Origin of the sequence: Streptomyces sp. x-19, from assembly GCF_046549115.1 — a bacterium.
GTDB lineage: Bacteria > Actinomycetota > Actinomycetes > Streptomycetales > Streptomycetaceae > Streptomyces > Streptomyces albulus_C.
The window spans coordinates 684,479-709,233 of sequence record NZ_JAJPWK010000003.1 but is presented as its reverse complement, the minus strand read 5'-3'; the positions used below and the strand labels follow the sequence as shown (position 1 = coordinate 709,233).

Annotated in this window: 19 protein-coding genes, 1 tRNA gene and 2 pseudogenes; 12 read left to right on the top strand and 10 right to left on the bottom strand. The window is 71.0% G+C overall.

What is annotated here, in order from left to right; genetic code table 11:
• Positions 1-136 precede the first annotated feature (136 nt).
• On the bottom strand, positions 137-1,078 hold the full coding sequence (locus tag ACLJT4_RS11825) for a quinone oxidoreductase family protein (RefSeq protein ID WP_411122223.1): 942 nt from the start codon (positions 1,076-1,078) through the stop codon (positions 137-139).
• Positions 1,079-1,228: 150 nt separating this feature from the next.
• On the opposite strand from ACLJT4_RS11825, the gene ACLJT4_RS11820 reads away from it, so the two are divergent.
• A complete protein-coding gene (locus tag ACLJT4_RS11820) occupies positions 1,229-1,678 on the top strand; it encodes a MarR family winged helix-turn-helix transcriptional regulator (protein WP_411122222.1) in 450 nt (149 codons plus the stop codon).
• Positions 1,679-1,715: 37 nt separating this feature from the next.
• Here ACLJT4_RS11820 and fdhD read toward each other — a convergent pair whose 3' ends face one another.
• On the bottom strand, positions 1,716-2,603 hold the full coding sequence (gene fdhD / locus ACLJT4_RS11815) for a formate dehydrogenase accessory sulfurtransferase FdhD (RefSeq protein ID WP_411122221.1): 888 nt from the start codon (positions 2,601-2,603) through the stop codon (positions 1,716-1,718).
• Positions 2,604-2,783: 180 nt separating this feature from the next.
• Here fdhD and ACLJT4_RS11810 point away from each other — a divergent pair, with 180 nt between their 5' ends.
• Together ACLJT4_RS11810 and ACLJT4_RS11805 are read left to right on the top strand one after the other, a co-directional pair.
• A complete protein-coding gene (locus ACLJT4_RS11810) occupies positions 2,784-3,467 on the top strand; it encodes a GntR family transcriptional regulator (RefSeq protein ID WP_411122220.1) in 684 nt (227 codons plus the stop codon).
• Between the two features lie 168 nt (positions 3,468-3,635).
• Positions 3,636-4,001 (top strand): chorismate mutase, encoded by a 366-nt coding sequence (locus tag ACLJT4_RS11805; protein WP_411122219.1) that lies wholly within the window; start codon positions 3,636-3,638, stop codon positions 3,999-4,001.
• Between the two features lie 131 nt (positions 4,002-4,132).
• Here the strand turns inward: ACLJT4_RS11805 and ACLJT4_RS11800 are convergent, their stop codons facing one another.
• The 5 genes from ACLJT4_RS11800 to ACLJT4_RS11780 all read right to left on the bottom strand — a co-directional run bounded on the left by ACLJT4_RS11800 (position 4,133) and on the right by ACLJT4_RS11780 (position 11,167).
• On the bottom strand, positions 4,133-4,405 hold the full coding sequence (locus ACLJT4_RS11800; protein WP_411122218.1) for a hypothetical protein: 273 nt from the start codon (positions 4,403-4,405) through the stop codon (positions 4,133-4,135).
• Positions 4,406-4,591: 186 nt separating this feature from the next.
• Positions 4,592-5,995 (bottom strand): OFA family MFS transporter, encoded by a 1,404-nt coding sequence (locus ACLJT4_RS11795; protein WP_411122370.1) that lies wholly within the window; start codon positions 5,993-5,995, stop codon positions 4,592-4,594.
• 76 nt (positions 5,996-6,071) lie between these two features.
• Positions 6,072-8,207: an acetate--CoA ligase family protein gene (locus ACLJT4_RS11790; RefSeq protein ID WP_411122217.1), complete on the bottom strand. Its 2,136-nt coding sequence runs from the start codon at positions 8,205-8,207 to the stop codon at positions 6,072-6,074.
• Entirely contained in the window at positions 8,207-9,436 is a 1,230-nt protein-coding gene (gene frc / locus ACLJT4_RS11785; RefSeq protein ID WP_411122216.1) for a formyl-CoA transferase, read from the bottom strand. The genes ACLJT4_RS11790 and frc overlap by 1 nt, the downstream gene beginning before the upstream one ends.
• 12 nt (positions 9,437-9,448) lie before the next feature.
• Entirely contained in the window at positions 9,449-11,167 is a 1,719-nt protein-coding gene (locus tag ACLJT4_RS11780; RefSeq protein WP_411122215.1) for a thiamine pyrophosphate-binding protein, read from the bottom strand.
• 419 nt (positions 11,168-11,586) lie between these two features.
• Here ACLJT4_RS11780 and ACLJT4_RS11775 point away from each other — a divergent pair, with 419 nt between their 5' ends.
• Positions 11,587-13,170, top strand: a complete 1,584-nt coding sequence (locus ACLJT4_RS11775; protein WP_411122214.1) for an aldehyde dehydrogenase family protein — start codon at positions 11,587-11,589, stop codon at positions 13,168-13,170.
• Between the two features lie 235 nt (positions 13,171-13,405).
• Positions 13,406-13,493, top strand: a tRNA-Leu gene (locus ACLJT4_RS11770).
• Positions 13,494-13,829: 336 nt separating this feature from the next.
• On the opposite strand, the pseudogene ACLJT4_RS11765 reads toward ACLJT4_RS11770, so the two are convergent.
• Positions 13,830-14,087, bottom strand: a pseudogene (locus ACLJT4_RS11765) (radical SAM protein); the annotation flags it as partial.
• 1 nt (position 14,088) lies between these two features.
• Between ACLJT4_RS11765 and ACLJT4_RS11760 the strand changes: the two are divergent.
• Both ACLJT4_RS11760 and ACLJT4_RS11755 read left to right on the top strand, forming a co-directional pair.
• A pseudogene (locus ACLJT4_RS11760) lies at positions 14,089-14,880 on the top strand (RHS repeat domain-containing protein); the annotation flags it as partial.
• Between the two features lie 352 nt (positions 14,881-15,232).
• Positions 15,233-15,664 (top strand): hypothetical protein, encoded by a 432-nt coding sequence (locus tag ACLJT4_RS11755; RefSeq protein ID WP_411122213.1) that lies wholly within the window; start codon positions 15,233-15,235, stop codon positions 15,662-15,664.
• 31 nt (positions 15,665-15,695) lie between these two features.
• Here the strand turns inward: ACLJT4_RS11755 and ACLJT4_RS11750 are convergent, their stop codons facing one another.
• The gene (locus ACLJT4_RS11750; RefSeq protein ID WP_411122212.1) at positions 15,696-16,106 is read right to left on the bottom strand and encodes an SgcJ/EcaC family oxidoreductase; all 411 of its coding nucleotides are present in this window, start codon (positions 16,104-16,106) and stop codon (positions 15,696-15,698) included.
• A 441-nt stretch (positions 16,107-16,547) separates the two neighbouring features.
• Here ACLJT4_RS11750 and ACLJT4_RS11745 point away from each other — a divergent pair, with 441 nt between their 5' ends.
• From ACLJT4_RS11745 to ACLJT4_RS11730, 4 genes are all read left to right on the top strand, one after another.
• Entirely contained in the window at positions 16,548-17,411 is an 864-nt protein-coding gene (locus ACLJT4_RS11745; RefSeq protein ID WP_411122211.1) for an SDR family oxidoreductase, read from the top strand.
• 227 nt (positions 17,412-17,638) lie between these two features.
• Positions 17,639-19,210, top strand: coding sequence for an MDR family MFS transporter (locus ACLJT4_RS11740; RefSeq protein WP_411122210.1), 1,572 nt, complete (start codon positions 17,639-17,641; stop codon positions 19,208-19,210).
• Between the two features lie 395 nt (positions 19,211-19,605).
• Positions 19,606-20,253 carry a ScbR family autoregulator-binding transcription factor gene (locus ACLJT4_RS11735; RefSeq protein ID WP_411122209.1) on the top strand — a complete coding sequence of 216 codons (648 nt, stop codon included), beginning with the start codon at positions 19,606-19,608 and terminating at the stop codon, positions 20,251-20,253.
• Positions 20,254-21,041: 788 nt separating this feature from the next.
• A complete protein-coding gene (locus ACLJT4_RS11730; protein ID WP_411122208.1) occupies positions 21,042-21,716 on the top strand; it encodes a response regulator transcription factor in 675 nt (224 codons plus the stop codon).
• A 51-nt stretch (positions 21,717-21,767) separates the two neighbouring features.
• On the opposite strand, the gene ACLJT4_RS11725 is transcribed toward ACLJT4_RS11730, so the two are convergent.
• Positions 21,768-22,466, bottom strand: a complete 699-nt coding sequence (locus tag ACLJT4_RS11725) for a hypothetical protein (protein ID WP_411122207.1) — start codon at positions 22,464-22,466, stop codon at positions 21,768-21,770.
• Between the two features lie 804 nt (positions 22,467-23,270).
• Between ACLJT4_RS11725 and ACLJT4_RS11720 the strand changes: the two genes are divergently transcribed.
• Entirely contained in the window at positions 23,271-24,749 is a 1,479-nt protein-coding gene (locus ACLJT4_RS11720; RefSeq protein WP_411122206.1) for an FAD-dependent monooxygenase, read from the top strand.
• Positions 24,750-24,755: the final 6 nt, after the last annotated feature.

The window sequence follows — 24,755 nt, the reverse complement described above, 5'->3', positions numbered from 1 at the left end:
AGGAGCCTGCGTCGGTTCTCCGCGCCCGGCCCGGAATTCACTCTCCCGGGCCGGAAGCGCTGCGCCGTGTGCGCCGTGCGGGACCGGTGGGGCGGAACCGGTGCGCCCGCTTCGGCCGGGGCCGAGGCCCGGCCGGTCACGGTCGGAGCACCACCTTCCCGAGGTTGGCCCGCGCCTCGATGATCGCGTGGGCCTTCGCGGCGTCCGCCAACGGCAGTTCGGCGTGGACCACGGCGCGCAGCCGGCCGGCGGTGGCCAGCTCCCACAGCTGCGCCCGGTGCTGCGCGTACCGCGCGCGGTGCACGGTGGCGAAGCGCCGCATGGTCAGCCCGGTGATGGTCTTCGCGCCGGCGAGCAGCTCGTACGCCGGGACCGTGCCGCCGCCGGAGCCGAAGAACACCAGCCGCCCGCCCGGCGCCAGCGCGGCCAGCGCCCGCGGCAGCAGGTCCCCGCCCACCCCGTCCAGCACGACGTCGACCGGCTCGCCCCAGGACTCCCGGTCGTAGGTGACCACGTCATCGGCGCCCAGCCCGTACAGGAACTCCGCCTTGGCCGGCGAGCCGACCGCGGCCACCACCCGCGACACGCCCTGGAGCTTGGCCAGTTGGACGGCGAGGTGGCCGGTGCCGCTGGCCGCCCCGGTGATCAGTACGGACTCGGCGGGGGACGGTGCGGCGGTGCTGAGCGCGGCCAGCGCCACGTGCCCGCTGCGCACCAACGCCACGGCCTGCACCGCGCTCGCGCCGTCGGGGATGCGGCTGGCCAGGGCGGCCGGCGCGAGGGCCAGGTCGCCGTAGGAGCCGGTGAAGGTGAGGGAGGTGATCCGGTCGCCGACCGCGACGTCGGTGACGTCCGGGCCCAGGGCGATCACCTCGCCCGCGATCTCGCCGCCGATCACGCCGGGCAGGGGGTCGCCGCCGCCCTTGCCGTCGCCGCGCACCCGGCGCACCGACGGCAGGGTGACGCCGATCGCCTCGGTGCGGACGAGGAGTTCGCCGGGGCCGGGTGTCGGGTCCGCGGCCTCTTCCAGGCGCAGGACCTCGGGGCCGCCGTAGGCGTGGTAGCGGACACGGCGCACGGGCCGTCACCTCCGGGGAAGGGTGGTCGCACCGCGACCGGTTTCATTGGGTGCCCCAACGATACGCGCGAACCGTTGGGTCTGCCAATGGTTTTTCATGGGGGAGCCCTACGTTGGTGGACCCCACGGATTCCCGGGTACGGTGCCCCCATGGCCGACACCCCCGCCCCCTACGCCCCCAGCCGGATCCGCACCCTGCCCAGTTGGCTGCTGGGCCGCGCCGCCGCCCGCGGCCACCGGCTCGTCGCCGAGGCGCTCGCCACCGAGGGCCTGCGGATGATGCACCACGCCGTACTGTGCGCGGTCGCCGAACTCGGCCCCGTCTCCCAGGCGGAACTGGGGCGGACCGTCGGCATCGACCCCAAGGACGTCGTCGCGCTCGTCAACGACCTCCAAGAGGACGGGCTGGTCACCCGCACCCCCGACCCCAAGGACCGTCGGAAGAACGCCGTCGAGATCTCGGCGGAGGGGGAACGGCGACTGCACCGCACGCAGCGGCTCGGCGACGAGGCCAACGCCGCACTCACCGCCGCACTGACCGACGAGGAGCGCGCGCAACTGATCGCCCTGTTGACCCGGATCGTGACGCCGGGGGAGTGAGCCCCAGGGCTGCGCCGCCGAGGCGCGCCGGGCGGCCTCAGCCCGCGCTTGCCGTGGTGTCCAGCGCCAGCCGGTGCGCGCCCGCGTAGACGTTCATCGACTTCCCGCGGAGGAAGCCGACCAGGGTCAGACCGCTCTCGACGGCGAGGTCGACGGCGAGCGAGGAGGGTGCGGAGACCGCGGCCAGCACCGGTATGCCGGCCATCACGGCCTTCTGCGCCAACTCGAACGAGGCCCGCCCGGAGACCATCAACACGCAGGACGACAGCGGCAGCCGACCCTCCTGCACCGCCCGCCCGACGACCTTGTCCACCGCGTTGTGCCGCCCCACGTCCTCGCGGACGTCGAGCAGTTCGCCGTCCGCGGTGAAGAGCGCCGCCGCGTGCAGCCCGCCGGTCCGCTCGAAGACGCGCTGGGCGGCCCGCAACCGGTCGGGCAGGCCCGCCAACGTCTCCGGGGCTATCCGCAGCGCGGGCTCCGCGGCCGTGTCCAGGCTCCAGCGGGCCGTCGTGCGCACCGCGTCCAGACTGGCCTTGCCGCACAGCCCGCACGACGACGTCGTGTAGAAGTTCCGCTCCAGCGTGAGGTCGGGGACGGCGACCCCGGCCGCCAGCCGGACGTCCACGACGTTGTAGCTGTTGCCGCCGGCGGTCTGCTCCCCGTCCGATCCGGGGGCGCCGCCGCTCGTCGCGCCCGCGCAGTACACGATGTTCGCCACCTCGTCGGCGCGCGCCAGGACGCCCTCGCTGACCAGGAAGCCCGCCGCTAGCGCGAAGTCGTCGCCCGGGGTGCGCATGGTGATCGCCAGTGACTTGCCGTTCAGCCGGATCTCCAACGGCTCCTCGACGACCAGGGTGTCCGGGCGGCTGCTCACCGCACCGTCGCGGATCCGGATGACGCGGCGTCGCTCGGTGACCCGTCCCATGTCTGATCAGCCCCGGTTCTGTCTGAGGTGGTGGCCGTGGTTGCCGATGTCCCTTGTCCGGCGCGGGCGTTCGTCCGCCTCCGCCGTGCGGACCGTCCCGGCGGATCGCCGCGGTGGCCTGTGGCGGAACGGAAGCGCTCAGTAGACTGTAGACGATAGCCAATTACGGAGGGGACCCCGATGCTGTCCAGAGGTCTGCCGCAGGGCGCCGTACCGAAGCTCGAACGTCCCGGACCGCTGCGCGAGCGCGTCTACGAGGCACTGCTCGACCTGATCACCACCCGTGCGCTGCGCCCCGGCCAGCACCTGGTCGAGAGCGAACTGGCCGGTCACCTCGGGGTCTCCCGCCAGCCGGTCCGCGAGGCGCTCCAGCGGCTGAACACCGACGGCTGGGTCGATCTGCGCCCCGCCCAGGGCGCCTTCGTCCACGAGCCGACCGAGGAGGAGGCGGACCAGCTCCTGACGGTCCGCACGCTGCTGGAGGCCGAGGCCGCCCGGCTCGCCGCGACCCATGCCGACCCGACCGGGATCGCCGCACTGGAGCGGCTCTGCGAGCAGGGCGAGCGCGCCGTCCAGGACGATGACGTCGATGCCGCGGTGGCGCTCAACGCGGCGTTTCACGCCAAGGTGACCGAGCTGGCCGGCAACGCCGTGCTCGCCGAACTCGCCGCGCAGGTCGGACGCCGGGTGCGCTGGTACTACACCCCGGTCGCCCGGCAGCGCGGCCAGCGGTCCTGGGTCGAGCACCGCGAACTGATCGCCGCGATCGCCGACGGCGACGGGGCCCGCGCCACCTCCGTGATGCGCGCGCACACCGAGCACACCCGGCGGATGTACCACGAACGCGACCGCGAGGACGCCTGAGCCGGCCGCTACCGCGGATGGCCGATCCTCGCCCCTGTCGGCGGTGCCCCGTCCGATCCGCGAGACCAGCGGCGAGGACCGGCCCGCCGACGGGTAGGGTGCAGGCGATCACGCACCAGCTGATCAGGGACGCACCACCACGAACCGACCAGGAACGGCGAGACGCACATGAGCGAAGGGACAGCACCGGCGGCCGGCGACGCGGCCTCCGTCGCGGACGAGGCGGCCCGCGAGCGGCTGCTCTACCTGCGCGGCAGCATCGACAACCTCGATGCCGCGCTGGTGCACCTGCTCGCCGAGCGCTTCAAGTGCACCCAGCAGGTCGGTGAACTCAAGGCCCGGCACAGCCTGCCGCCCGCCGACCCGGCCCGCGAGTCCGCCCAGATCGCCCGCCTGCGCCGCCTGGCCGAAGACGCCCGCCTGGACCCGGCGTTCGCCGAGAAGTTCCTCAACTTCATCATCGGAGAAGTCGTCCAGCACCACCGCGCCATCGCCGACCGGGCCGTGAGCGGCGGCGACGCGAAGGCGTTCTAGGCCCGCGCCCCGCACGTTCGGTCCACGCCCGGGTCCCGCCCCGGGGTGCGCCGCCGAGGCAGCGAGACGCCCCGCCCCTGCCGCGGCAGGGACGGGGCGTTCGTCGTGCGGGCGCCGCGCGGGCGCGACCGTCAGTGGTGCGTGCGGGCGGTCCGGCGGACCGGGGCCTTGGGCGCGCCGCCCTGGGTCGGCTTCAGCTTGTCCGCGGTCTTGGCGACGGCGTTGACCACGGCGTCGACGTTGACGTTGGGCTTCTTGACGACGCCCTTGGAGACCGTGTCGTTGTTGAGGAGGTTGTCGGCCGCTGCCGCGACCCCCCGGTGGCCGTCGGCGAACGCGGGGGCGGCGACGCCCAGTGCCATCACCGCGCCGGCAACAACCGCAGCGGCCTTGGAGTACGTCATGGTGGACAGTCCCTTTCTGGGTCAGTGATCGAGCGGTGTCTTCCGCCGGCGCGACGGTCGTACCGGCCGGGCACTCTCGCGCCCGGCACGCTCCCCGTCGGCACTCACCCAAACGGACTTGCCGCCCCCAGGACACGGCACGGTTCCCAACTGCCCTGGAAAGCACCCGAACGTGTCGCCGTCCGCTCACGTCATTTCGCGGCTGATCGGCCGGGGATTGGGCGCCACGTCCCGCAGGCGGGGGCGGCCCGGCTGGTGCAGCAACAACGTGAACGCCGCCGCCACCAGGGACAGGCCGCCCGCCAGCAGGTACGCGCCGTCGTACCCCCAGGCACCGACCACCATCGAGCCCAGTCCGCCGCCGAACAGACCGCTGATCAACTTCCCGCTGTAGACCAGTCCGTAGGTGGAGGCGTTGTAGTTCTCGCCGAAGTAGTCCGGGGTCAGGGCCGCGAAGAGCGGATAGAAGGCCCCGCCGCCGAAGCCGGAGAGGAAGGCGAAGACCAGGAACAGCCACTGGCTGTGGAGCTCCCCGGCCCACAACACCCCGAACTGCGCCAGGCCCAGGACCACGATGACCACGACCAGGGTCGTCTTGCGGCCCCACAGGTCCGACAGCCAGCCGACCGCGGCCCGCCCGACGCCGTTGACGACCGACATCACGCCCATCGACGAGGCGGCGACCAGCGGGCCGAACCCCACCTCCTTCGCGAAGTCCACCTGGAACGAGATCCCGAAGATCGAGACGCCGGCGGTCAGCACCACACTCACCCACATCAGGGGCAGCATGCCGCTGCGGATCGCCTCCTTGGGCGTGAACTGGCGGACCGCCGGCGGGTTCTTCACCAGGTACGCGGGGCGCCGCCCGGGGTCGTCGGTGTGCGGCGGGGCGACGTCGACGGGCCACCAGTTCTTCGGCGGGTCCTTGAAGAACCAGGCACAGCCCGCGACCACCAGGAGCACGTAGACCCCGATGCCGTCCAGCACCTCGGTGACGTCCGAGGTGTCGAAGGCGTAGTTGAAGACGAAGATGAACGGCAGCGCGCCGTAGGCGAATCCACCGTTGACGAATCCGGTCTTCGCGCCGCGCCGCTCCGGGAACCACTTGCCGACCATGTTGATGCAGGTGGCGTAGACGAGTCCGGAGCCGATGCCGCCGACGACCCCGAAGCCGCAGATCGCGGCCAGCACGTCGTGAAGGTGCCCCAGGGCCACGAAGCCCACCAGGCTGAGCGCCGCCCCGACGAACATGGCGCGGCGCGCGGTCAGCAGCCCGCGCTCCCGTAACCAGCCCGCCGGGAAGGCGATCCCGGCCTGGAAGAACACCCAGACGCTCAGGATCCAGAAGGTGTCGCTCTGGGACCAGCCGTGGGCGTGCGACAGGGTGCCCTCGGCCGATCCGTAGGCGTATTCGGAGACGCTGATGGCCATCATCGCCAACCACGGCAGATACACCATCAGTTTCCGTGAGTGACCGCCGAGCAGCTCCCGGTCGGTCTCCCCGATCCGGTACACCCGGCCCTTCGCGTCGGTGACCTCCCGATACGCGATTCCCGTCGTCGCCGTGCCGTGCCGTCCGCCGTCGTCCATACCGTTCACCTCGGAATCGAAAAAGCCGGTCAGCGCGCCCTCGGTCCGCTCTCCCGGTGCTCCAGGAGGACGGGCCTCAGGTGTCGAGCAGCCCCGCGGCCCGCGCCCAGCGGTACTTCGCGCCGAGCACCGCCACCGGCTTCTCGGTGGTGTACGGATAGGCGACGACGCCGTGCGCGAAGAGCCGGGCGGCCGCCTCCTCCACCTCGGTGTCCCCGGCCAGCGAGGCCACCACCGGCTTGTCGATCCCGCGCGCCCGGAACTCCTCGACGACCCGCCCGGTCAGCTCGGCGAAGACCGCCGGCGGAGTGACGAGGGTGTGCCAGTAGCCCAGCACCAGCGCATGGATCCGCGGATCGGAGAGCCCCAGCCGCAGTGCCGCCTCGTAGGTCGCCGGTGGCTCGCCGCCGGTGATGTCGATCGGGTTGCCGGCCGAACCGAACGGCGGGATCAGGCGTCGGAACGCCGCGTCGAGGTCCGCGGGGACCTCCATCAGCCGCAGCCCGTTGTCCACCAGCGCGTCCGACAGCAGCACCCCGGAGCCCCCGGCGCCGGTGATGACCAGCACGTTGTCGCCCCGGGGGACGGGCAGGACCGGGAGCGCCCGGGCGTACTCCAGCAGCTCGTTCAGGCCCGGCGCGCGGATCACCCCGGCCTGCCGCAGGACGTCGTCGTAGACCGCGTCGTCGCCCGCCAGTGCGCCGGTGTGCGAGCCGGCGGCCCGTGCCCCGGCGCCGGTCCGCCCCGCCTTCAACACCACCACCGGCTTCTTCGGCACGGTCTCCCGGGCCGCCGCGACGAACGCCCGGCCGTCCTTGAGGTCCTCCAGGTGCATCGCGATGCAGTCGGTGTGCGGGTCCTCGCCGAAGTACGTGAGCAGGTCGTCCTCGTCGACGTCCGCCTTGTTGCCGAGCCCGACGATCGCCGAGACCCCGGTGCGGGTCGTCCGGGCGAAGCCGAGGACGGCCATCCCGATCCCGCCGGACTGCGAGGTCAGCGCCACCCCGCCCTTGACGTCGTACGGGGTGCAGAACGTGGCGCACAGGTCCTGCCAGGGCGAGTAGTAGCCGTAGATGTTCGGTCCGAGCAGCCGGACGCCCCACTCCGCGCCGATCGCCACGATCCGTTCCTGTAGGGCGTGTTCACCGGTCTCGGCGAAGCCGGACGGGATCAGCACGGCGTTCGGCACGCCCTTGCGGCCGACCTCCTCCAGCGCCGCCGGCACGAGGGGCGCGGGGATGGCGAACACCGCCACGTCCACCTCGCCCGGCACGTCCAGCACCGACCGGTACGCCTTGCGGCCCAGGACGTCGTCGGCGGTGGGGTGCACCGGATGGATCTCGCCGGGGAAGCCGCCGTCGAGCAGGTTGCGCAGCACCGAGTGGCCGATCTTGCCCGGTGTGCCGGAGGCCCCGATGACCGCCACCGAGCGCGGGCGCATCAGCCGCCGCATCGCGGCGAGGATCTCGTCCCGACCGTGGCGCGGGCGCTGCGGCGGCGCCCCCGTGCCCAACAGGATCCGCACGTCAGCGGCCGTCGCGCCGTCCGCCGAGGCGAACACCGGATTGAGGTCGATCTCCGCCATCTCCGGGAAGTCCGCGGCCAGTTGGGAGGTGCGGACGATCAGGTCGACGAGCGCCGAACGGTCCACCGCCGGGGCGCCGCGCACGCCCCGCAGCACCTCGGCCGCCCGGATGCCGTCGAGCATCGACGCCGCGTCCGCGGCCGTCGCCGGCGCGAGCCGGAACGTGACGTCCTTGAGCACCTCCACCAGGACCCCGCCCAGCCCGAACGCCACGACCTTCCCGAACGTCGGATCGGTGACCGTCCCGACGATCACCTCCTGCCCTTCCGTCACCATCTGTTGCACCTGCACGCCGATGATCCGGGCCTGCGGCGCGTACGCCCGCGCGTTCGCCACGATCGCGGTGAACGCGCCGCGCACCTCGGCCGCCGAGCCCAGTCCGGTCCGCACCCCGCCGGCCTCGGTCTTGTGCGGGATGTCCGGCGAGACGATCTTCAACGCCACGGGGAAGCCGATCCGGTCGGCGAGCGCCACCGCGTCCTCGGAGGTCTCCGCCAGCCCCTCGGCCGGCACCGCGATCCCGTACGCCTCGGCGATCACCTTGCCCTCGGGCGCGGTGAGCACGGTCCGCCCCGCGCTGCGCACCGCCGCCAACACCCGTTCCACCGCGTCGCGTTGAGGCACCATCAGATCACTCCCGTCGTCTTCAACCGCTCCAGTTCCGCCTCGCCCAACCCCAGTTCCGCGCCGTACACCTCGGCGTTGTGCTCGCCCAACAACGGCGAACGATGCACCTCGACGGGGGAGTCGGAGAGCTTCAGCGGCGAACCGACCGTGGTGAAGGAGCCCCGCTGCGGATGCTCCACCTCGACCACCATCCCGTCGGCCGCCAGCGAGGGGTCCTCGATGATCTCCTTGGTCGACAGGATCGGCCCGCAGGGGACGTCACGGGCGGTGAGCCTGGCCAGCACCTCCCACTTGGGCAGCGTGCTGCTCCACTCCTCGATCAGTTGGAACACCTTCGTCAGCTTGGGCAGCCGGGCCTCCGGCGTCGCCCAGTCCGGGTCCTCGGCCAGTTCCGGCCGGCCGATCAGCTCGGTCAGCGGCCGCCAACCGACCGGCTGCACGATCACGTAGACGTAGTCGTTCGGTCCCCCGGGCGCGCACCTCACCGCCCACCCCGGCTGACCGCCGCCGCTGGCGTTGCCGCTGCGCGGCACCTCGGTGCCGAAGTCCTCGTTCGGGTACTCCGTCAACGGGCCGTGCGCGAGGCGCTGTTGGTCCCGCAGTTTGACCCGGCACAGGTTGAGCACCGCGTGCTGCATGGCGACGTTGACCCGCTGGCCGCGGCCGGTCCGGGTGCGCTGGAAGAGCGCGGCGAGGATGCCCGCGACGCAGTGCACGCCCGTGCCGGAGTCGCCGATCTGCGCGCCGGTCGCCAGCGGCGGACCGTCCTCGAAGCCGGTGGTCGCCATCGCCCCGCCCATCGCCTGCGCCACCACCTCGTACGCCTTGAAACCGGTGTACGGGCCCTCGCCGAAGCCCTTGATGCTGGCGTAGACGATCCGCGGGTTGATCTCCCGGATGCGCTCCCAGGTGAAGCCCATCCGGTCGACCGCGCCGGGCCCGAAGTTCTCCACCAGGACGTCGCTGCGGGCGATCAGCTCGGTGAGCAGCTCCTTTCCCCGCGGGGTCTTGGTGTTCAGGGTGATGCTGCGCTTGTTGCAGTTGAGCATCGTGAAGTAGAGCGAGTCGGCGTCCGGGACGTCCCGCAGCTGACGCCGCGTGATGTCACCGCTCACCGCCTCCAGCTTGATCACGTCCGCACCGAGCCAGGCGAGCAACTGGGTTGCGGAGGGCCCGGACTGAACGTGCGTCATGTCGAGGACGCGAATGCCGTCGAGTGCCTTGGACACGGCCGACCCCTCCTACTTGTACATGGTCTGGTTCATCGTTCCGGGGGCGTAGGCGTCCGGATCGATCCACACGTTGATCAGCGACGGCTTCCCCGACTCGCGGGCGCGCCGCAGCGCGGGGCCGATGTCGGCGGGGTCGCGGACCTCCTCGCCGTAGCCGCCCAGCATCCGCGCGAACGCGTCGTAGTGGACGTCGCCGAGGGTGTTGCCGACCCGCTCCCGCGCCGCGCCGTACTTGGCCCGCTGGCCGTAACGGATCTGGTTCATCGAGGAGTTGTTGCCGACGACGCCGACGAACGGCAGGTCGTAGCGGACCAGCGTCTCGAAGTCCCAGCCGGTCAGGCTGAACGCGCCGTCCCCGAAGAGCGCCACCACCTCCTTCTCCGGCCGCGCCTGCTTGGCCGCCAGGACGAAGGGGACGCCGACGCCGAGCGTGCCCAGCGGCCCCGGGTCCATCCAGTGCCCGGGCGACCTCGGCTGGACGACCTGGCCGGAGAAGGTCACCACGTCCCCGCCGTCGCCGACGAAGAGCGAGTCCTCGGTGAGGAAGTCGTTGATCTCGCTGACCAAGCGGTACGGGTGGATGGGGGAGGCGCCCGACCGCAGCTGCGGCAACCGCTTGTCCAGTGCGACCTGTTCGGCGGTGCGCAGCTCGTCCAGCCATGCCTTGCGCTTGGCGGCGCCCGCGTCGATCCGCCCGGACGCGGCCTGCGTGACCGCCTTCAGGACCAGGCCCGCGTCGCCCACGATCCCCAGGTCGACGTCGCGGTTCCGGCCCACCGTGCGGTAGTCCAGGTCGATCTGGACCACCGTCGCGTCCGCCGACAAGCGCTTGCCGTACCCCATCCGGAAGTCGAACGGCGTCCCCACGATCACGATCACGTCGGCGTGCGCGAACGCGTACCGCCGCGACAACTGGAAGTGGTGCGGATCCCCGGGCGGCAGCGTGCCGCGGCCGGCCCCGTTCATGTACGCGGGGACGTTCAGCGTCCGGACGAGCTCCACCGCGGCGTCGGTCCCGCGCGTCGTCCACACCTGGCTGCCCAGCAGGATCGCCGGCTTCTCGGCGCGGACCAGCAGGTCGGCCAGGCGCTGGACGTCGTCGGGGTCGCCCGGGGAGCGGGTCGAGGCCCGGTAGTGCCCGGCCCGCGGGACCCGGGCCGCGGCGGCCGGCACCTCGGCGTCCAGCACGTCGCGCGGGATCTCCAGGAACGACGGCCCCGGCGCCCCGTGGAAGCACTCCCGGAACGCCATCGACACCATGTCGGCGACGCGTGCGGTGTCCGGCACCGTCGCCGCGAACTTGGTGATCGGCGTCATCATCTCGACGTGCGGCAGGTCCTGGAGCGAGCCCATCTTGTGCTGGGTGCGCGCCCCTTGACCGCCGATCAGCAGCATCGGCGACTCGGCCCGGAAGGCGTTGGCGACCCCGGTCACCGCGTCGGTGGTGCCGGGGCCGGCGGTGACCACCGCGCAGCCCGGCCGCCCGGTGAGCCGCGCGTACCCGTCCGCGGCATGGGCGGCGACCTGCTCGTGACGGACGTCCACCACCTGGATGCCCTCGTCGACGCAGCCGTCGTAGATGTCGATGATGTGGCCCCCGCAGAGGGTGTAGACGACCTCGACGCCCTCCGCCTTGAGCGCCTTGGCGACCAGGTGCCCGCCGGAGACGAGGTCCTGGGCGCCCGCCGCCCGGGTCACGTCCTGCGCGTGCGTTGCGTCGTCGGGCATGTGCATCGCTTCCTTTCGGACCGCCCGCGGTTGCCGCTGCCGCTCCGCCGTCGCGCACCCCGACGCCGAGTCCCACGTGCACACCTCGACGGCGCGAGAAGAACGGCCACGTCCCCACGGGAAGGGAGATTGAAGACTGTATACAGTCGTCGGTCGACGAATACTGTATGAACCCGTTATCCCGCATCGCCCGGCCCTTGTCCAGAGGAAGCGTCGGCCGGCGAGGTGATCGCGCCACCCGACCGCCGGTCGTCCCACGGGCCGCGGCCCTCCTCCCGCGCCCCACCCGGACCTCACCGGCGCCTCCCCGCGAGCGCCGCCGCCCGCCCCGCGCGACACTCGCCCTATCCGGCGCCGCGCGCCTCGCCCCGTCCGTCCCCGGCCCGGCCCCCGGTCGCGCCCCGACAACGGAGACACCGATGGCCCCCACCCCCGTCCCCGCTCCGCCCCCCACCCCCGACGAGGCCCCGCCCCTGATCCGCAAGCCCGGCACCTCCTGGTCGGACGCCTGGCAGCGCAGCCTGGCCGTGGCCCCCGAGGCGTTCCACGGCGACCAGGCCGGCAACCTCTGGGCCGGCACCTGGCACCGGGACGGCCACCCCCAACCCGCCGCCAGCCCCGTCGACGGCACCCCGATCGCCGGCCCGCCCCGCCTCGACGCGGACGCCGCCCTGCGGGCCGTGCGCGCCTCCCTCGACCAGCACCGCGCCTGGCGCGACGTCCCGCTGCCCGAGCGGAAGGCCCGGATCACCGCCACCCTCGACGCCCTCGCCGCGCACCGCGAACTCCTCGCGTTGCTCCTGGTCTGGGAGATCGGCAAGCCCTGGAAACTCGCCCAGGCCGACGTCGACCGCGCCATCGACGGCGTCCGCTGGTACGTCGCCGAGAGCGACCGGATGCTGGTCGGTCGATCCCCGCTGCCCGGCCCGGTCAGCAACATCGCCAGCTGGAACTACCCGATGTCGGTCCTCGTCCACGCCATGCTCGTCCAAGCCCTGGCCGGAAACGCCGTCATCGCCAAGACGCCCACCGACGGCGGCCTGGTCTGTCTCACCCTCGCCAGCGCCCTGGCCGCCCGCGAAGGCGTCCCGATCGCCCTGGTCAGCGGCAGCGGCAGCGCCCTGTCCCCCTCCCTCGTCCGCTCACCGGAGATCGGCTGCGTCTCCTTCGTCGGCGGCCGCGACACCGGCGCCCGGGTCGCCACCGCCGTCGCCGACCTCGGCAAGCGCCACGTCCTCGAACAGGAGGGCCTCAACACCTGGGCCGTCTGGAACTTCACCGACTGGCCCGCCCTCACCCCCCAACTCCGCAAGACCTTCGACTACGCCAAGCAGCGCTGCACCGCCTACCCCCGCTTCGTCGTCCAGCGCGACGCCTTCGCCGACTTCCTCGCCGCCTACCTCCCCGCCGTCCGCAGCGTCCGCTTCGGCCACCCCCTGGCCGTCCCCGACCCCGCCGCCCCGCTCCCCGACCTCGACTTCGGCCCCCTGATCAACGCCACCAAGGTCAAGGAACTCGCCGACCTCACCACCGAGGCGATCTCCCGCGGCGCCGTCCCGCTCCACCGCGGCACCCTCGCCGACGGCCACTTCCTGCCTGCCCAGGACACCTCCGCCTACCTCCCCCCAACCACCCTCCTGGCCCCGCCCCCGTCCTCCCCACTGCACCACGCCGAACCCTTCGGCCCCGTCGACACCATCGTCCTCGTCGACACCGAGGCGGAACTCCTCGCCGCCATGAACGCCAGCAACGGCGCCCTGGTGGCCACCCTCTCCTGCGACAACGAGGAGACCTTCGACCGCCTCGCCCCACAGATCCGCGCCTTCAAGGTCGGCCACAACGCCCCCCGCTCCCGCGGCGACCGCGCGGAACTCTTCGGCGGCTTCGGCAATTCCTGGCGCGGCGCCTTCGTCGGCGGCGACCTCCTCGTCCACGCCGTCACCCAGGCCCCCACCCCCGAACGCCTCCCGGGCAACTTTCCGGAATACCAGCTGATGCCTTGAGGGGGGTGGGTGGTGGGTGGTGCCTTGGAGGTGGTGGGTGGTGGGGGCGATCCGTGGTGCGTGGTCCGGGGCGGCGGGTGGCCAGCAGGTGAGTGCGCCGCTGCCCTCCCGCCCCCGCACCTGCTGCCCATAAGCGTGACTTATGCCCGGCATGGATACGCAGGTGAAAGCCACTCCGAAACCTTGGTATTGTTGTCCATGTCGCCGCGGGGAACGCCCCGCGAAGATCACCTGAGTCCGGGTGGCGGAATGGCAGACGCGCTAGCTTGAGGTGCTAGTGCCCTTTATCGGGCGTGGGGGTTCAAGTCCCCCCTCGGACACCAGCGAAAACCCCAGTTGTTCTGGGGTTTTTGCGTTTCTGGGGTGTGGGGTGCCCTCTTGCGGGACTGGGGCCCGCCGAATTGCCTGGCTGGATCGGGATGGCTGGTCGAACCTGGTGGCTCCCGAGACGCGCAGGCGAAGACCACGTCGCGATCCGTCCACGTGGAGCCTAGACGTTCGTGCTCCACTTCCTGGCGCTCCCTCTGCCCGCGACCACGACCCGCCAACCGACCGACACCTGAGCGCGCCCCGGAACCGACGCAGGGCACCATGAGCCGGTCCGAACCGCTGGGTGTCTCCAACCCCTTCATTGCTTGGTCCCACAGGCCGAGCGGTACCTATGCCGCATCCTGCATCTGGGATCTGTGCTCAATCCGCAGGCGCAGGCGCTCTTGATCGCGCAAGTAGCGCACTTCGTCGCGCATCTTGCTCATGACGAACTCGCCGAGAGTGGCGCACAGGTCCATTCGTTGGATGCACACCCCGACCATGAACGGACCGTTCTGCGCGCGGTACAAGCGGATTCCGTAGTAACCCTCTTCGCAATCGGTGCCGTTGTTGAAACGGCATCCCTCGCAGGTCTCGGGCAGTCGTACCGCCGAGGCCCGGGGCGAACGCGTCTACACCGGCAACCGGCTGGACCGTGCAGGAGAAATCCGCTATGTCTACGACGCGGCCGGGCGCACCGTCCTCCGCCAGAAGACCCGCCTCTCTCGTAAACCGGACACCTGGCACTACACCGGGGATGCGAACGACCGGCTGATCGGCTGCACCACTCCCGACGGCACCTGCTGGAAGTACACCTACGATCCTCTCGGCCGCCGTTCGTCAAAACAGCGTCTCGCCGACGACAAGCAAACGGTCCTGGAACAGGTGGACTTTACCTGGGACGGTGCCATCCTCTGCGAACAGACCACCACGGGCGGCCTGACCCTCACTTGGGACCATCAGGGGTTCGTCTCGCTGGTCCAACGGGAATGCAAACGCCTCTCCGACGCTCAGGTCGACGAACGCTTCTTCGTGATCGTCACCGATCTCATCGGTACGCCCACCGAACTCCTCGACGAACCGGGCAACATAGCGGCCCGTACCCGATCCACCCTGTGGGGCTCCACGACGTGGAGCGCCGACGCGACCGCCCACACTCCCCTCCGCTTTCCGGGGCAATACTTCGACCCGGAAACCCAACTCCACCACAACTACTTCCGGACCTACGATCCCGAAACCGCCCGCTACCTCACACCGGACCCCCTCGGGCTCGGGCCTGCGCCCAACCCGGCGGCGTACGTCAGCAACCCGCACACATGGAGCGACCCGTTCGGGCTTTCCCCGGAGAGCGAGCACGAGTGGGCAGATCCGGCGGACATCAATTTCTCGCAGCGTACGGTTTCGCCGCACGACTACGCCGACCGCATGCGTGCGGGGGAATGGGACTGGACGCGCCCTGGGGCAGGACTGACCGTCATGGAAGTCGACGGTCAGCTCGTCAGCTACGACAACCGACGACTCGATGCCGCCCGGGAAATAGGTGAGCCTGTACCATCCACCGGGTCAATCCCAATGATCCGTACCCGCCATCACCCAACGGCGTCACCTGGAAAGAGGCGTTCCGGAAGCGCATGAATTCCGGTCTCAACAGGGATGCGGAAGGTAATCCCGTGCCGCCTACGGGACTTACGGAACGGCCGCCACATACGCACGTCTCAAAACGTAAGAAGAAGAGCGGATGCAAGAAGAAGAATTGAGCATCATCGAGGGCCTCTGGGCGGACTACTGTCTGCCGGACGTGGACGGCCTGTACTTTTCTGACGGGCGATCGTACGAGGTCTCCCTCGATGCGGATGCGACGAACGGGATGAGATTCGGGGATTCCTTCGATCTCGAAGCGGTGCTGGCGGAGGACCCGGATTGGGTGACTGACATCGGCAAGAACAGATCGGTTCCCCTGGCGGATGGAGGGTTTCTCTGGGGAGGTGAGGGAGTCTCTCACGGGTCGTACGGCTTCTGTGGAAGGCTCCGCGCCGATAACACCCTGGTCTGGGCCCTCTTCTTTGAGGAATCCAACCCTTTCACCGAAATCCAGGTTTCGGGGAGCACTGCCGTTTTTCGCTCCACTTCGGGGGTGTCGATCACCGTTGACATCGAGGATCCGCTGCGTTTCGGGGGCGCGTAGGCGTCCCATCGGGGAATCGATGCGGGCGGCCTCAGGCGGCCGTGACGCCGGTGTTCTGGCCGGCGGAGACGCGCCATTGGCCGTCCTGTTTGACCAGTACCCAGGTGCCCACGTTGACGCGTTGGTGCTGGGCCATGGCGACGGGCTGGCGGAAGAAGACCACCGCGACGTCGGGGCCGGGAAAGGTGATCCGCTCGATCTCGTACCAGGTCTCGATGCCCTCCGCGTGCTGACCTAAGCGTTCCCGGTGGTAGGCGTGCAGGGCCTCCCAGCCCACCAGGCGCATCCCGTTGACCGCGGTGAAGACCACGTCGTCGGTGAAGCGGCGGTCGAACTTCGCCGCGTCCTGCTGGGCGAAGGCCGACTCCAACTCGTCGAAGAGGTCGGCGATGTGGCGCGCGTCGTCGTTCTGGAAGGCCGGTGTGCAGGAGTGGACGGCCATGGTCGTGCTCCTTCGGTGGGGGGGTGGGCGGCGTGCGGGCGGATAGGCCACCGCCCGTGTCACGCTAAGTGGACCGGGTCAGGCGCGCGCAAGTCGGTATGCGCGACACGCATCAACTGTCAGCCACCGTCGCCTCGTTGCTGCTTCCAGGGGTGTCTCCGTGCGGCGCGGCCGCGCAAGCGGAGCCCCGGCTGAGCCGTGTGCGGCAACGGCGTCGGGCCCTCGGCGGTGGTCGCCGCCCCGTGTCGGGCCGCTGGCCAGCGCGCATGCGGACACCGACCGGTTCATTGCGAAAGGGGTGGTTTGTGGGGTGGTGGTGATGGCGCAAGGTGATCGGTGCATCCTGCACTGTCATGGGCGTACGGTGGCCGGAATCCTTACCCGAGACGGGAATCGAGCGGTGCCCGGCGCACGGGCACCTCGGCATGCAGGGGGATGGACATGAAGATTCTGGTGACCGGTGCATCGGGCAGCGTCGGCCGGGTGGTCGTCGAAGGGCTCCTCGCGGCAGGCGTCCAGGTGCGGGCCCTGACGCGGGATCCGGACCGTGTGGACCTGCCCGCCGGCGTGCAGGCCGTCGCCGGTGACCTGGCCCAACCGGCCGGCCTCGACGCCGCGTTGGAGGGGGTGGACCGGATGTACCTGTTCCCCGTTCCCACCGCGGTCCGCGAGGTGGTCGCGGCCGCGGAGCGCGCCGGGGTGCGGCGCATCGTCACGCTGTCCTCGGGCGCGGTGACCGCCGGCTACGACACCGTCCACCACCTGCCGGTGGAGCAGGCGGTCGAAGCCGCCGCGGTGGAGTGGACCCATGTGCGCCCGGGGGAGTTCGCCATGAACAAGGTCGCGCTGTGGGGGCCCGACGTCCGCGCCGAACGCGTGGTGCGCCATCCCGCTCCGGAGGCGATCTGGTGCCCCGTGCACGAGCGGGACATCGCCGACGTGGCGGTGACGGCCCTGCTCGAAGACGGCCACCACGGTGCGGCCCACACCGTGAACGGGCCGCCGATCAGCCTGCGCGACCAGGCGCGCGCCCTCGCCGAGGCGCTGGGGCAGGAGGTCCGCTTCGAGCAGGTCACCCCCGAAGACGCCCGCCGGCGCTACCGCGCGCAGGGCGGGTTCGCCGCGGCCGCCGCGGACTTCCTGCTCGGCTTCGTCGATCACGCCGGCAACCCCACCGACCCGCACGCGCTGGCCGACTTCGACCTCACCGCCTTCGGCCCGCAACCCACCGTGCGCGACGTCACCGGCGCCGCCCCGCGCACCTTCGGGCAGTGGGCCCGCGACCACGTCGCGGACTTCCGCTGACCGCGGGGCGGTGGCGCGCGGGCGGGCCCGATCCGAGCACGGGGCCCGCCCGCGCGGGGTCGTGGGGCGCCAACCGCGAGGCGTTCGCGGACGGTTGACACGTTCGTTCCTTGACGGTGCTTCGCGCGTCGCCCTAAGGTCGACCAGTAACTGACCTGTCGGAAAGTAAGTTGGTGGGTGAGGTCGTCTCGCCACCGGCGCAACGCCCTGCCGAGGAGAGGACGACCGTGTCACAAGGCCAGCCCGCGAACGGAGAGTTACTGCGGGGTCCCCGGCTGTACGTGGTGATGGCCGCCGCGGTGCTCGCCATGCTGCTGGGCTCCCTGGACAGCATGATCCTCGGCGCCGCGATGCCCCGGATCGTCGGCGAACTCGGTGGCCTGGACCGACTGTCCTGGCTGGTCACCGCCTACATGTTGACCATCGCCGTGTCGACGCCGGTCTGGGGCAAGCTCGGTGACATGTACGGCCACAAGGGCGCCTTCGTCTGGGCGATCGTGCTGTTCCTGGCCGGCTCGGTGCTCTCCGGCGTCGCCCATTCGATGAGCCAACTCATCGCCTTCCGCGCGCTGCAGGGACTGGGCGGGGGCGGGCTGATGGTCGGTGCGCTGGCCATCATCGGCACGCTGGTCCCACCCCGCCAACAAGGCAAGTACCAAGGCGTCATCTCCGCCGTCATGGGACTGGCCATGGTCGGCGGGCCCCTGATCGGCGGCGTGATCGCCGACCAACTCGGCTGGCGCTGGTGCTTCTACGTCAACGTTCCCGTCGGCGCGGCGGCCCTGGTCATGGTTGCCTGGCTCCGCCTGCCCCGCCGGCGCACCGAGGCCCGCATCGACATCGCCGGCGTGATCCTGCTCACCGTCGCCATCAGCGCCGTGGTGTTGATCACCACCTGGGGCGGCAAGGAGTACGCCTGGACCTCGCCGCCTCTGCTGGGACTGTTCGTCCTGGCCCTGGCAGCCGTCCTGGCGCTGCTCCGCGTCGAGCGGCGGGTCGCCGAACCCCTGTTGCCGCTGGCCCTGTTCAAGAAGGCCAACTTCTCCCTGATCACGGTGGCCGGGCTGTTCCTGGGCTGCGTGATGACCAGCGGGGTGACCTTCCTGCCGATCTTCCAGCAGGTCGTCCAGCACGCCTCGGCGACCAACGCGGGTCTGCTGCTGCTCCCGATGTTCGCCGCCATGGTCGCGGTCAGCGCCTTCGGCGGCCAGTTCATCACCAAGAGCGGCAAGTACAAGGTGTTCGTGATCGTCGGCGGTGCGGCGCTGACCGCCGGCTCGTTCCTGCTGAGCTGGACCGACCGCGACACCAGCCCCGTGGTGCTGGGCGTGTTCATGGCCGCACTGGGCCTGGGCATGGGCCTGTTGACCCAGACCACCTTGCTCATCTCCCTGCAGAGCGCCGAACTCGACCAGCTCGGCGTGGCCGCCTCCACGGCCACCCTCGCGCGCTCCCTGGGCGGCTCCGTCGGCGTCGCGATCAGCGGTGCCCTGTTCGCCGGTGCCGTGACCGGCGCCCGCACCGCCGACGGCACGCCGGTGAGCGGCGCCGGCGGTGCGCAACCCGACCCCGAGGTCCTGGCCCGCCTGCCCCACGCCCTGCGCCTCGCCTACGAGAACGCCGTCGCCGACGGCACCGGCCGGATCTTCCTGTTCTGCACGGTGCTGGCCGCCCTCGCGCTGGTGGCCGGGTGCTTCGTCAAGGAGGTGCCGCTGCGCACCGCCAACGTCCCCGAGGGTGCCGACGCCGACGCCCTCGCGCCCGATCCCGCACAGCCCGGCTCACCGGCGAACCCCTGAGTCCGTCACGCCCCCGACGCCTACCGCCGACCTGCACCACTCCGGCGACCCCACTCCCCCCACGGGGAACCGGATAGGGCGCGTCCCGTGCCTGTGAGGTCGTGACCTGGTCATTGAGGAGTAAAGGACTTCCCTTGTCACTGGACGCCGCGCCATACTGGCGCGGCGCCGTGACCTGGAGCTGGGGAGAGTTCTACGGTGACGGCCAGGCGGGCGCCGCGTGCGCGGTGGGCCTGCGCAACGAAGGGGTGTCACACGGTACTTGGCGGGGCAGTGGGTATCCCTGCCCCGGTGGCCCGGGCCGGCACGCGACCTGACGGTTCGAGGTCGGTCCTGGTGGTTCCTGGTGCCTGTGCACGAACTCAAGGGGGGACATGGCTCAGCAACATCGGGGGATGAAGACGCGGCGCCTGATCGTTCAGACGGCGGCCGAGGTCTTCTGCGAGCGGGGCTACGACGGGACGAGCACCACCGAAATCCTCACCCGTTCCCAACTGACGCGGGGGGCGTTGTACTTCCACTTCGATTCCAAGCAGCAGCTCGCCGAGGCGGTGGCGAGCGTTCCGGCGGAGGTGTTCGTTCCCCCGGACGGGCCGGTGGCGCTGCAGTGCCTGGTCGACTTCAGCCTGCGCCACGCCGAGCGGCTCGCCACCGACGTGGTGCTGCGGGCCTCGATGCGGCTGAGCGCCGAGCACGGCACCGGATGTGCCCAGGGCACCGCCCCGCACGAGGCGAAGTTACGTGCCGTGCTGCTGCGGATGCTGCAACAGGCCGACCGGGCCGGTGAGTTGGTGCCGGAGGCCGATCCGGTGGAGGTCACGGAGGTGTTGATGGGGTTCTTCACCAACGTCCAGCCCTACTGGGCCAAGACCACCGCGGGCCTCACCCACCGCCTGGCCACCTTATGGCGCTATCTGCTGCCGTCCATCGCCACGGCCGAACTGCTGCCGCGCCTGCGCCTCCATCCCGATCCCGGCCGCGCGCCGCAACCGGCCGGCTACGGCGAGGGGACGGCGCCGGCGATGAGCGGTTCGATGAGCTGACCGGCGCGGCCGCCCGCCCCCACCGTCGCCGCCCTTGTCCGGCCGGGGCGGTGGGGGAGCGGCGGGTCCGGTCGCGAACGTGTCGGACCGGGGCCAACTGCCCCCGGCCACCCGCGCTTCGCCGCGGTGCACGCACACCCTTCGCCCCCTGCCGCTCGTGGACATCTGCACAACTGCGCGACGACTGCCCTTGGCAGATCGCACCGTCCGAAAGGATAGGTCCCCGAGCGGGGAGCGGTCATCCCTATTTGTCCGGGCAACTTCGCGCGGGGCGCCGTTCCACTGTGGAATCAGCACTTCCGGTTGGTTGGCGCGGCAACTAACCCACGATTCCTTACGGTTCACGCGCCAAGCGTCGTAAGGGTGGCTCCTGTCGGTTTAGTGCGATTCCTGCGGGGTGCGGCCCGGGAAAGTCGCGCTATTCCTCGGGTGTAGAGCTCCCTTTGTCGCACTCTGCGACGGGTTTATGCGTGTACATGCCATCCTTGGGTGATCGTTTCCTTGACAAACCGACAAGTCTGCTTGCTATTTTGCTTGCAGGGCAGGCGGGAGCCGCGCTTAGGGTGGCGGTTCGGGTTATGCGGTTGTTTGTGCCGCCGGGGACAAGGGTATAGGCGTCCCTCACGTCAACAGGGATGGGGGACTTGTGGACGGGGATCATACAGTGCTGTGTGATGATTCCTCCGCCGCCCCTCAGGTAATGACCACTTTCTTGAAATCCCTGGCCCATAGCGGAAATCGCGCTCGCCTTATCATTGACGTTCAGGCGCCCATGAACCGGGGGATTGATGCATGTCTTGCTGGCGGAATCCGACAGGCAATCCGGAGATATTCTGCGACAGGCCATGAGGAGACACGGCTATGAGGTCGAGCTCACCGACAGCGGCGCCAACGCCCTAAAATCCTACGAGGGATACGACCTCATTCTCCTCGACCTCGAACTTCCCGACATCGATGGTCTGGAGGTCTGTCGCAGCATTCGGGAATCCAGCGACGTACCCATCATCGCGTTCACCGGACACGGGACCGAACTCGACCGGGTCCTCTGCCTCCAGGCCGGTTGCGACGACTGCATGGTGAAGCCCTACGGACTGCGGGAACTCCTGGCCCGCATCGAAGCCGTCATGCGCCGGGTGCGACCGCGCCCGGCGGAAGGCCGCAGCATGGCCTACGGCCCCCTGCAGATCGACCGGGACGGCCGCGAGGTCTTCCTCAACGAGGAGCCCGTCAAGCTGACCCGCAAGGAGTTCGACCTGCTCCACCTGCTCGCCTCGCAACCCGCCCGGGTCTTTTCCCGCGAGCAACTCATGGACAAGGTGTGGGGCGCCCAAGGCGCCCGCGGCACCCTCGGCGCCAAGCTGACCCGCACCATCGACACGCACGTCAGCTCGTTACGGGGCAAGCTCGGGTCCAGTGAATGGATCATCACCGTCCGAGGGGTCGGCTTCCGCTTCGGCGGATGACGTCGCACCGTGGGGCGACGGCTCGCCGTCGCCCCACCGTCATCCCCGCCCCTACCCCCGCGTCCCGGCCGCCACGTCCGTCACCGCGGTCGACCGGCCCGCCATCCGCGCGCTGAGGGTCCGTCGCACGTCCGCCTCGTCGTAGTGCGAGCGCCCGCCCACCCGCCGCCGCCCCCACGCGTTCTCGCTGGCCAGCCGGTACACGCTGCCCAACGACACCCGCCAGATCCGTGAGACGTCCTGCGGCGAAACCCACTGGGTGCGTCGCGTGCCGCCCGTCCCCGGCGGCGTCATCCGGCCCCGCAACTGCGCCCACTCGTACTCCGCCCACCGGTGCCCGGCGTCGGCGTCGCACCGGATCTCCGCCGCCCCCGCCGACGGGCCCCCCGTCCGCGCCACCAGCGTCCCGCCGCACCCCGACTCCACGCACGTCCCGAGCGGCACCCGGCGCACCGCGCCCGACGACGTCACCCGGCGGGCGGCCCGTACCCAGCGGTGAAGCTCCGCCGAGAACTCACCGGCCGCCGGATGCGCCGCCAACCACTCCAGCTGATCCACCAGCCACCGGGCCAACGCCGGCACGGTCCGCGCCGGCGCCGCCACCCCGCGCTCCTGCGCCACCAGTCCGCTCCACGACGCCAAGGTGGTCACGATGCCGGAACGGACCTCCGTGGCCGCGGTGTTGAACGGCATTCCCGGCAGCGGGCCCCCGCTGGTCCGCTCCCGCGGCCCGCCCGAACTGCTCAACATCCGTCCGCATTCCTCGTACAGCTGCGGCAAGGCCCGCAGCAATTCCGCGGTCGACTCCCGGCACGCACCGCACAGCGAAATACCGTCGTCGCCCGCTCCCCGTACGTGCGCGTTCCCCGCGGCCCGGCACGCGGCTCCCTGACACCGCTCCGCCACGGGCACCGCACGCATCGACTCTGCCACCGAAGGTCAACTCCTTTTCCGAAGTGGACGTCCAGCAAAACCGAAGCCGTCGCCGGTCGGCAAGTGATCTTCGTATTCCTGGAGAAGAGTCAGCACGCAGCACGCTTAATACAGAGGACTCACAAATAACGGTGCGGACCACGTCAGATGGCAATCCCCGCCCGCCTCGGAGTGTGGCCGACGCCACGATCTGACACTCCTCTGACCTTCCCCTTGGCTTGCGCTATGAATGCTGAGCCTCTTCTGAGCAATCTTGCGAGCTTCCTGGAAAAATAGGGTTGATCTCTGAAGCCGCACCGAAGAAGCTCATTACTAGCTTCCGCTGCACTGTGTTCCGGAACCGCCAAGCGCGCCTTTTCCGGGGCCGTTCAAGCGCCTAAGGGCCCCTTTCGCAAAGGCTGTGCCCGGCCGTCACGAAGTCCGCTCCGCACAAGGAGCCACATGCCGACGCGGCCCTCGCCGGAAGGTTTTTCCGAACCTTCGCCACGTGCCGCGAAGAAGGATGTGCAGCACCTACCGCGGCACCGTGCAGGTGCCGCCCGCGGCGCCCCTCGGCGGCCGGACCGCCTATTCCGCCTTCCTTTCACACAGGGGCCCCACCAGCCCAAGGGAGAGACACACATGGATGCTTCCGTCATCGTCGTCGGCGCCGGCCCGGCCGGACTCATGCTGGCCGGCGAACTGCGCCTGGCCGGCGTCGACGTCATCGTTCTCGAACGCCTTCCGCAGCGCACCGGCGAATCCCGCGGCCTCGGATTCACCGCCCGCACCATGGAGGTCTTCGACCAGCGCGGCCTGCTCCCGGGCTTCGGCGAGATCGAGACCAGCACCCTGGGCCACTTCGGCGGCCAGCCCGTCGACTTCGCCGTGCTGGACGGTGCCCACTACGGAGTCAAGGGCGTCCCCCAGTCCACGACGGAGACCGTCCTGGAACAGTGGGCCACCACGCTGGGCGCCGACATCCGCCGCGGCCACGAAGTCCTCGCCCTCGCCGAGGACGCCGACGGCGGCACCGTGACGGTGACCGTCGCCGGCCCCGAGGGCACCCACCACCTGCGCGCCGGCTACCTGGTGGGCTGTGACGGCGGCCGCAGCACCGTCCGCAAAGCCGCCGGCTTCGACTTCCCCGGCACCGCACCGACCCGCGAGATGTTCCTGGCCGACGTCCGCGGCTGCGACATCACCCCCCGGCCGATCGGCGAGACCGTCGCCGGCGGCATGGTGATGTCCGCCCCGCTCGGCGACGGCGTGGACCGCATCATCGTCTGCGAACGCGGCGCCCCGCCCCGCCGCCGCACCGAGCCGCCCGCCTTCGACGAGGTGGCGGCCGGCTGGCAGCGCCTGACCGGCCAGGACATCTCGCACGGCACCCCGGTCTGGGTCAGCGCCTTCGGCGACCCCGCCCGTCAGGTGACCGCCTACCGGCGCGGCCGCGTCCTGCTGGCCGGCGACTCCGCCCACGTCCACCTGCCGGCCGGCGGCCAAGGCATGAACACCAGCATCCAGGACGCCGTCAACCTCGGCTGGAAGCTCGCCGCGGTCCTCCACGGCACCGCCCCCGCCGGCCTGTTGGACACCTACCACGCCGAACGCCACCCCGTGGGCCGGCGCCTGCTGATGAACACCCAGGCACAAGGCATGCTCTTCCTCAGCGGCGACGAGATGCAGCCCGTCCGCGACGTGCTGGCCGAACTCATCCGCTACGACGTCGTCAGCCGCCACCTGGCCGGCATGGTCTCGGGCCTGGAGATCCGCTACGACGTCGGCCCCGGCGACCACCCCCTGCTCGGCATGCGCATGCCCCACCTGGAGCTGATCACCGCCGACGGCCGGAAGACCAGCACCACCCGACTGCTGCACCCCGCCCGCGGCGTCCTCCTCGACCTGGCGGACGACGCGGACCTGCGCCGCGCCGCCGCGCCGTGGACCCACGCCGTCGACGTGGTCACGGCCACCCCGCACGCGCTCGCGCCCGCCAGCCCGCTGGTCGGCACCACCGCCGTCCTGCTACGCCCCGACGGCCACCTCGCCTGGATCCACCCCGCCGGCCCCGCCGCGCCCACCGACGCCCTCACCCGCTGGTTCGGCCCCGCCCGCTAGCCCGAG

What these genes read in the sequence shown, in the direction of transcription:
- ACLJT4_RS11820 (WP_411122222.1), top strand. Translation starts at nt 1,229, where the DNA reads ATGGCCGACACCCCCGCCCCCTACGCCCCCAGCCGGATCCGCACCCTG.
- fdhD (WP_411122221.1), bottom strand. Translation starts at nt 2,603, where the DNA reads ATGGGACGGGTCACCGAGCGACGCCGCGTCATCCGGATCCGCGACGGT.
- ACLJT4_RS11810 (WP_411122220.1), top strand. Translation starts at nt 2,784, where the DNA reads ATGCTGTCCAGAGGTCTGCCGCAGGGCGCCGTACCGAAGCTCGAACGT.
- ACLJT4_RS11805 (WP_411122219.1), top strand. Translation starts at nt 3,636, where the DNA reads ATGAGCGAAGGGACAGCACCGGCGGCCGGCGACGCGGCCTCCGTCGCG.
- ACLJT4_RS11800 (WP_411122218.1), bottom strand. Translation starts at nt 4,405, where the DNA reads ATGACGTACTCCAAGGCCGCTGCGGTTGTTGCCGGCGCGGTGATGGCA.
- ACLJT4_RS11795 (WP_411122370.1), bottom strand. Translation starts at nt 5,995, where the DNA reads ATGGACGACGGCGGACGGCACGGCACGGCGACGACGGGAATCGCGTAT.
- ACLJT4_RS11790 (WP_411122217.1), bottom strand. Translation starts at nt 8,207, where the DNA reads ATGGTGCCTCAACGCGACGCGGTGGAACGGGTGTTGGCGGCGGTGCGC.
- ACLJT4_RS11780 (WP_411122215.1), bottom strand. Translation starts at nt 11,167, where the DNA reads ATGCCCGACGACGCAACGCACGCGCAGGACGTGACCCGGGCGGCGGGC.
- ACLJT4_RS11775 (WP_411122214.1), top strand. Translation starts at nt 11,587, where the DNA reads ATGGCCCCCACCCCCGTCCCCGCTCCGCCCCCCACCCCCGACGAGGCC.
- ACLJT4_RS11750 (WP_411122212.1), bottom strand. Translation starts at nt 16,106, where the DNA reads ATGGCCGTCCACTCCTGCACACCGGCCTTCCAGAACGACGACGCGCGC.
- ACLJT4_RS11745 (WP_411122211.1), top strand. Translation starts at nt 16,548, where the DNA reads ATGAAGATTCTGGTGACCGGTGCATCGGGCAGCGTCGGCCGGGTGGTC.
- ACLJT4_RS11735 (WP_411122209.1), top strand. Translation starts at nt 19,606, where the DNA reads ATGAAGACGCGGCGCCTGATCGTTCAGACGGCGGCCGAGGTCTTCTGC.
- ACLJT4_RS11730 (WP_411122208.1), top strand. Translation starts at nt 21,042, where the DNA reads ATGCATGTCTTGCTGGCGGAATCCGACAGGCAATCCGGAGATATTCTG.
- ACLJT4_RS11725 (WP_411122207.1), bottom strand. Translation starts at nt 22,466, where the DNA reads ATGTTGAGCAGTTCGGGCGGGCCGCGGGAGCGGACCAGCGGGGGCCCG.
- ACLJT4_RS11720 (WP_411122206.1), top strand. Translation starts at nt 23,271, where the DNA reads ATGGATGCTTCCGTCATCGTCGTCGGCGCCGGCCCGGCCGGACTCATG.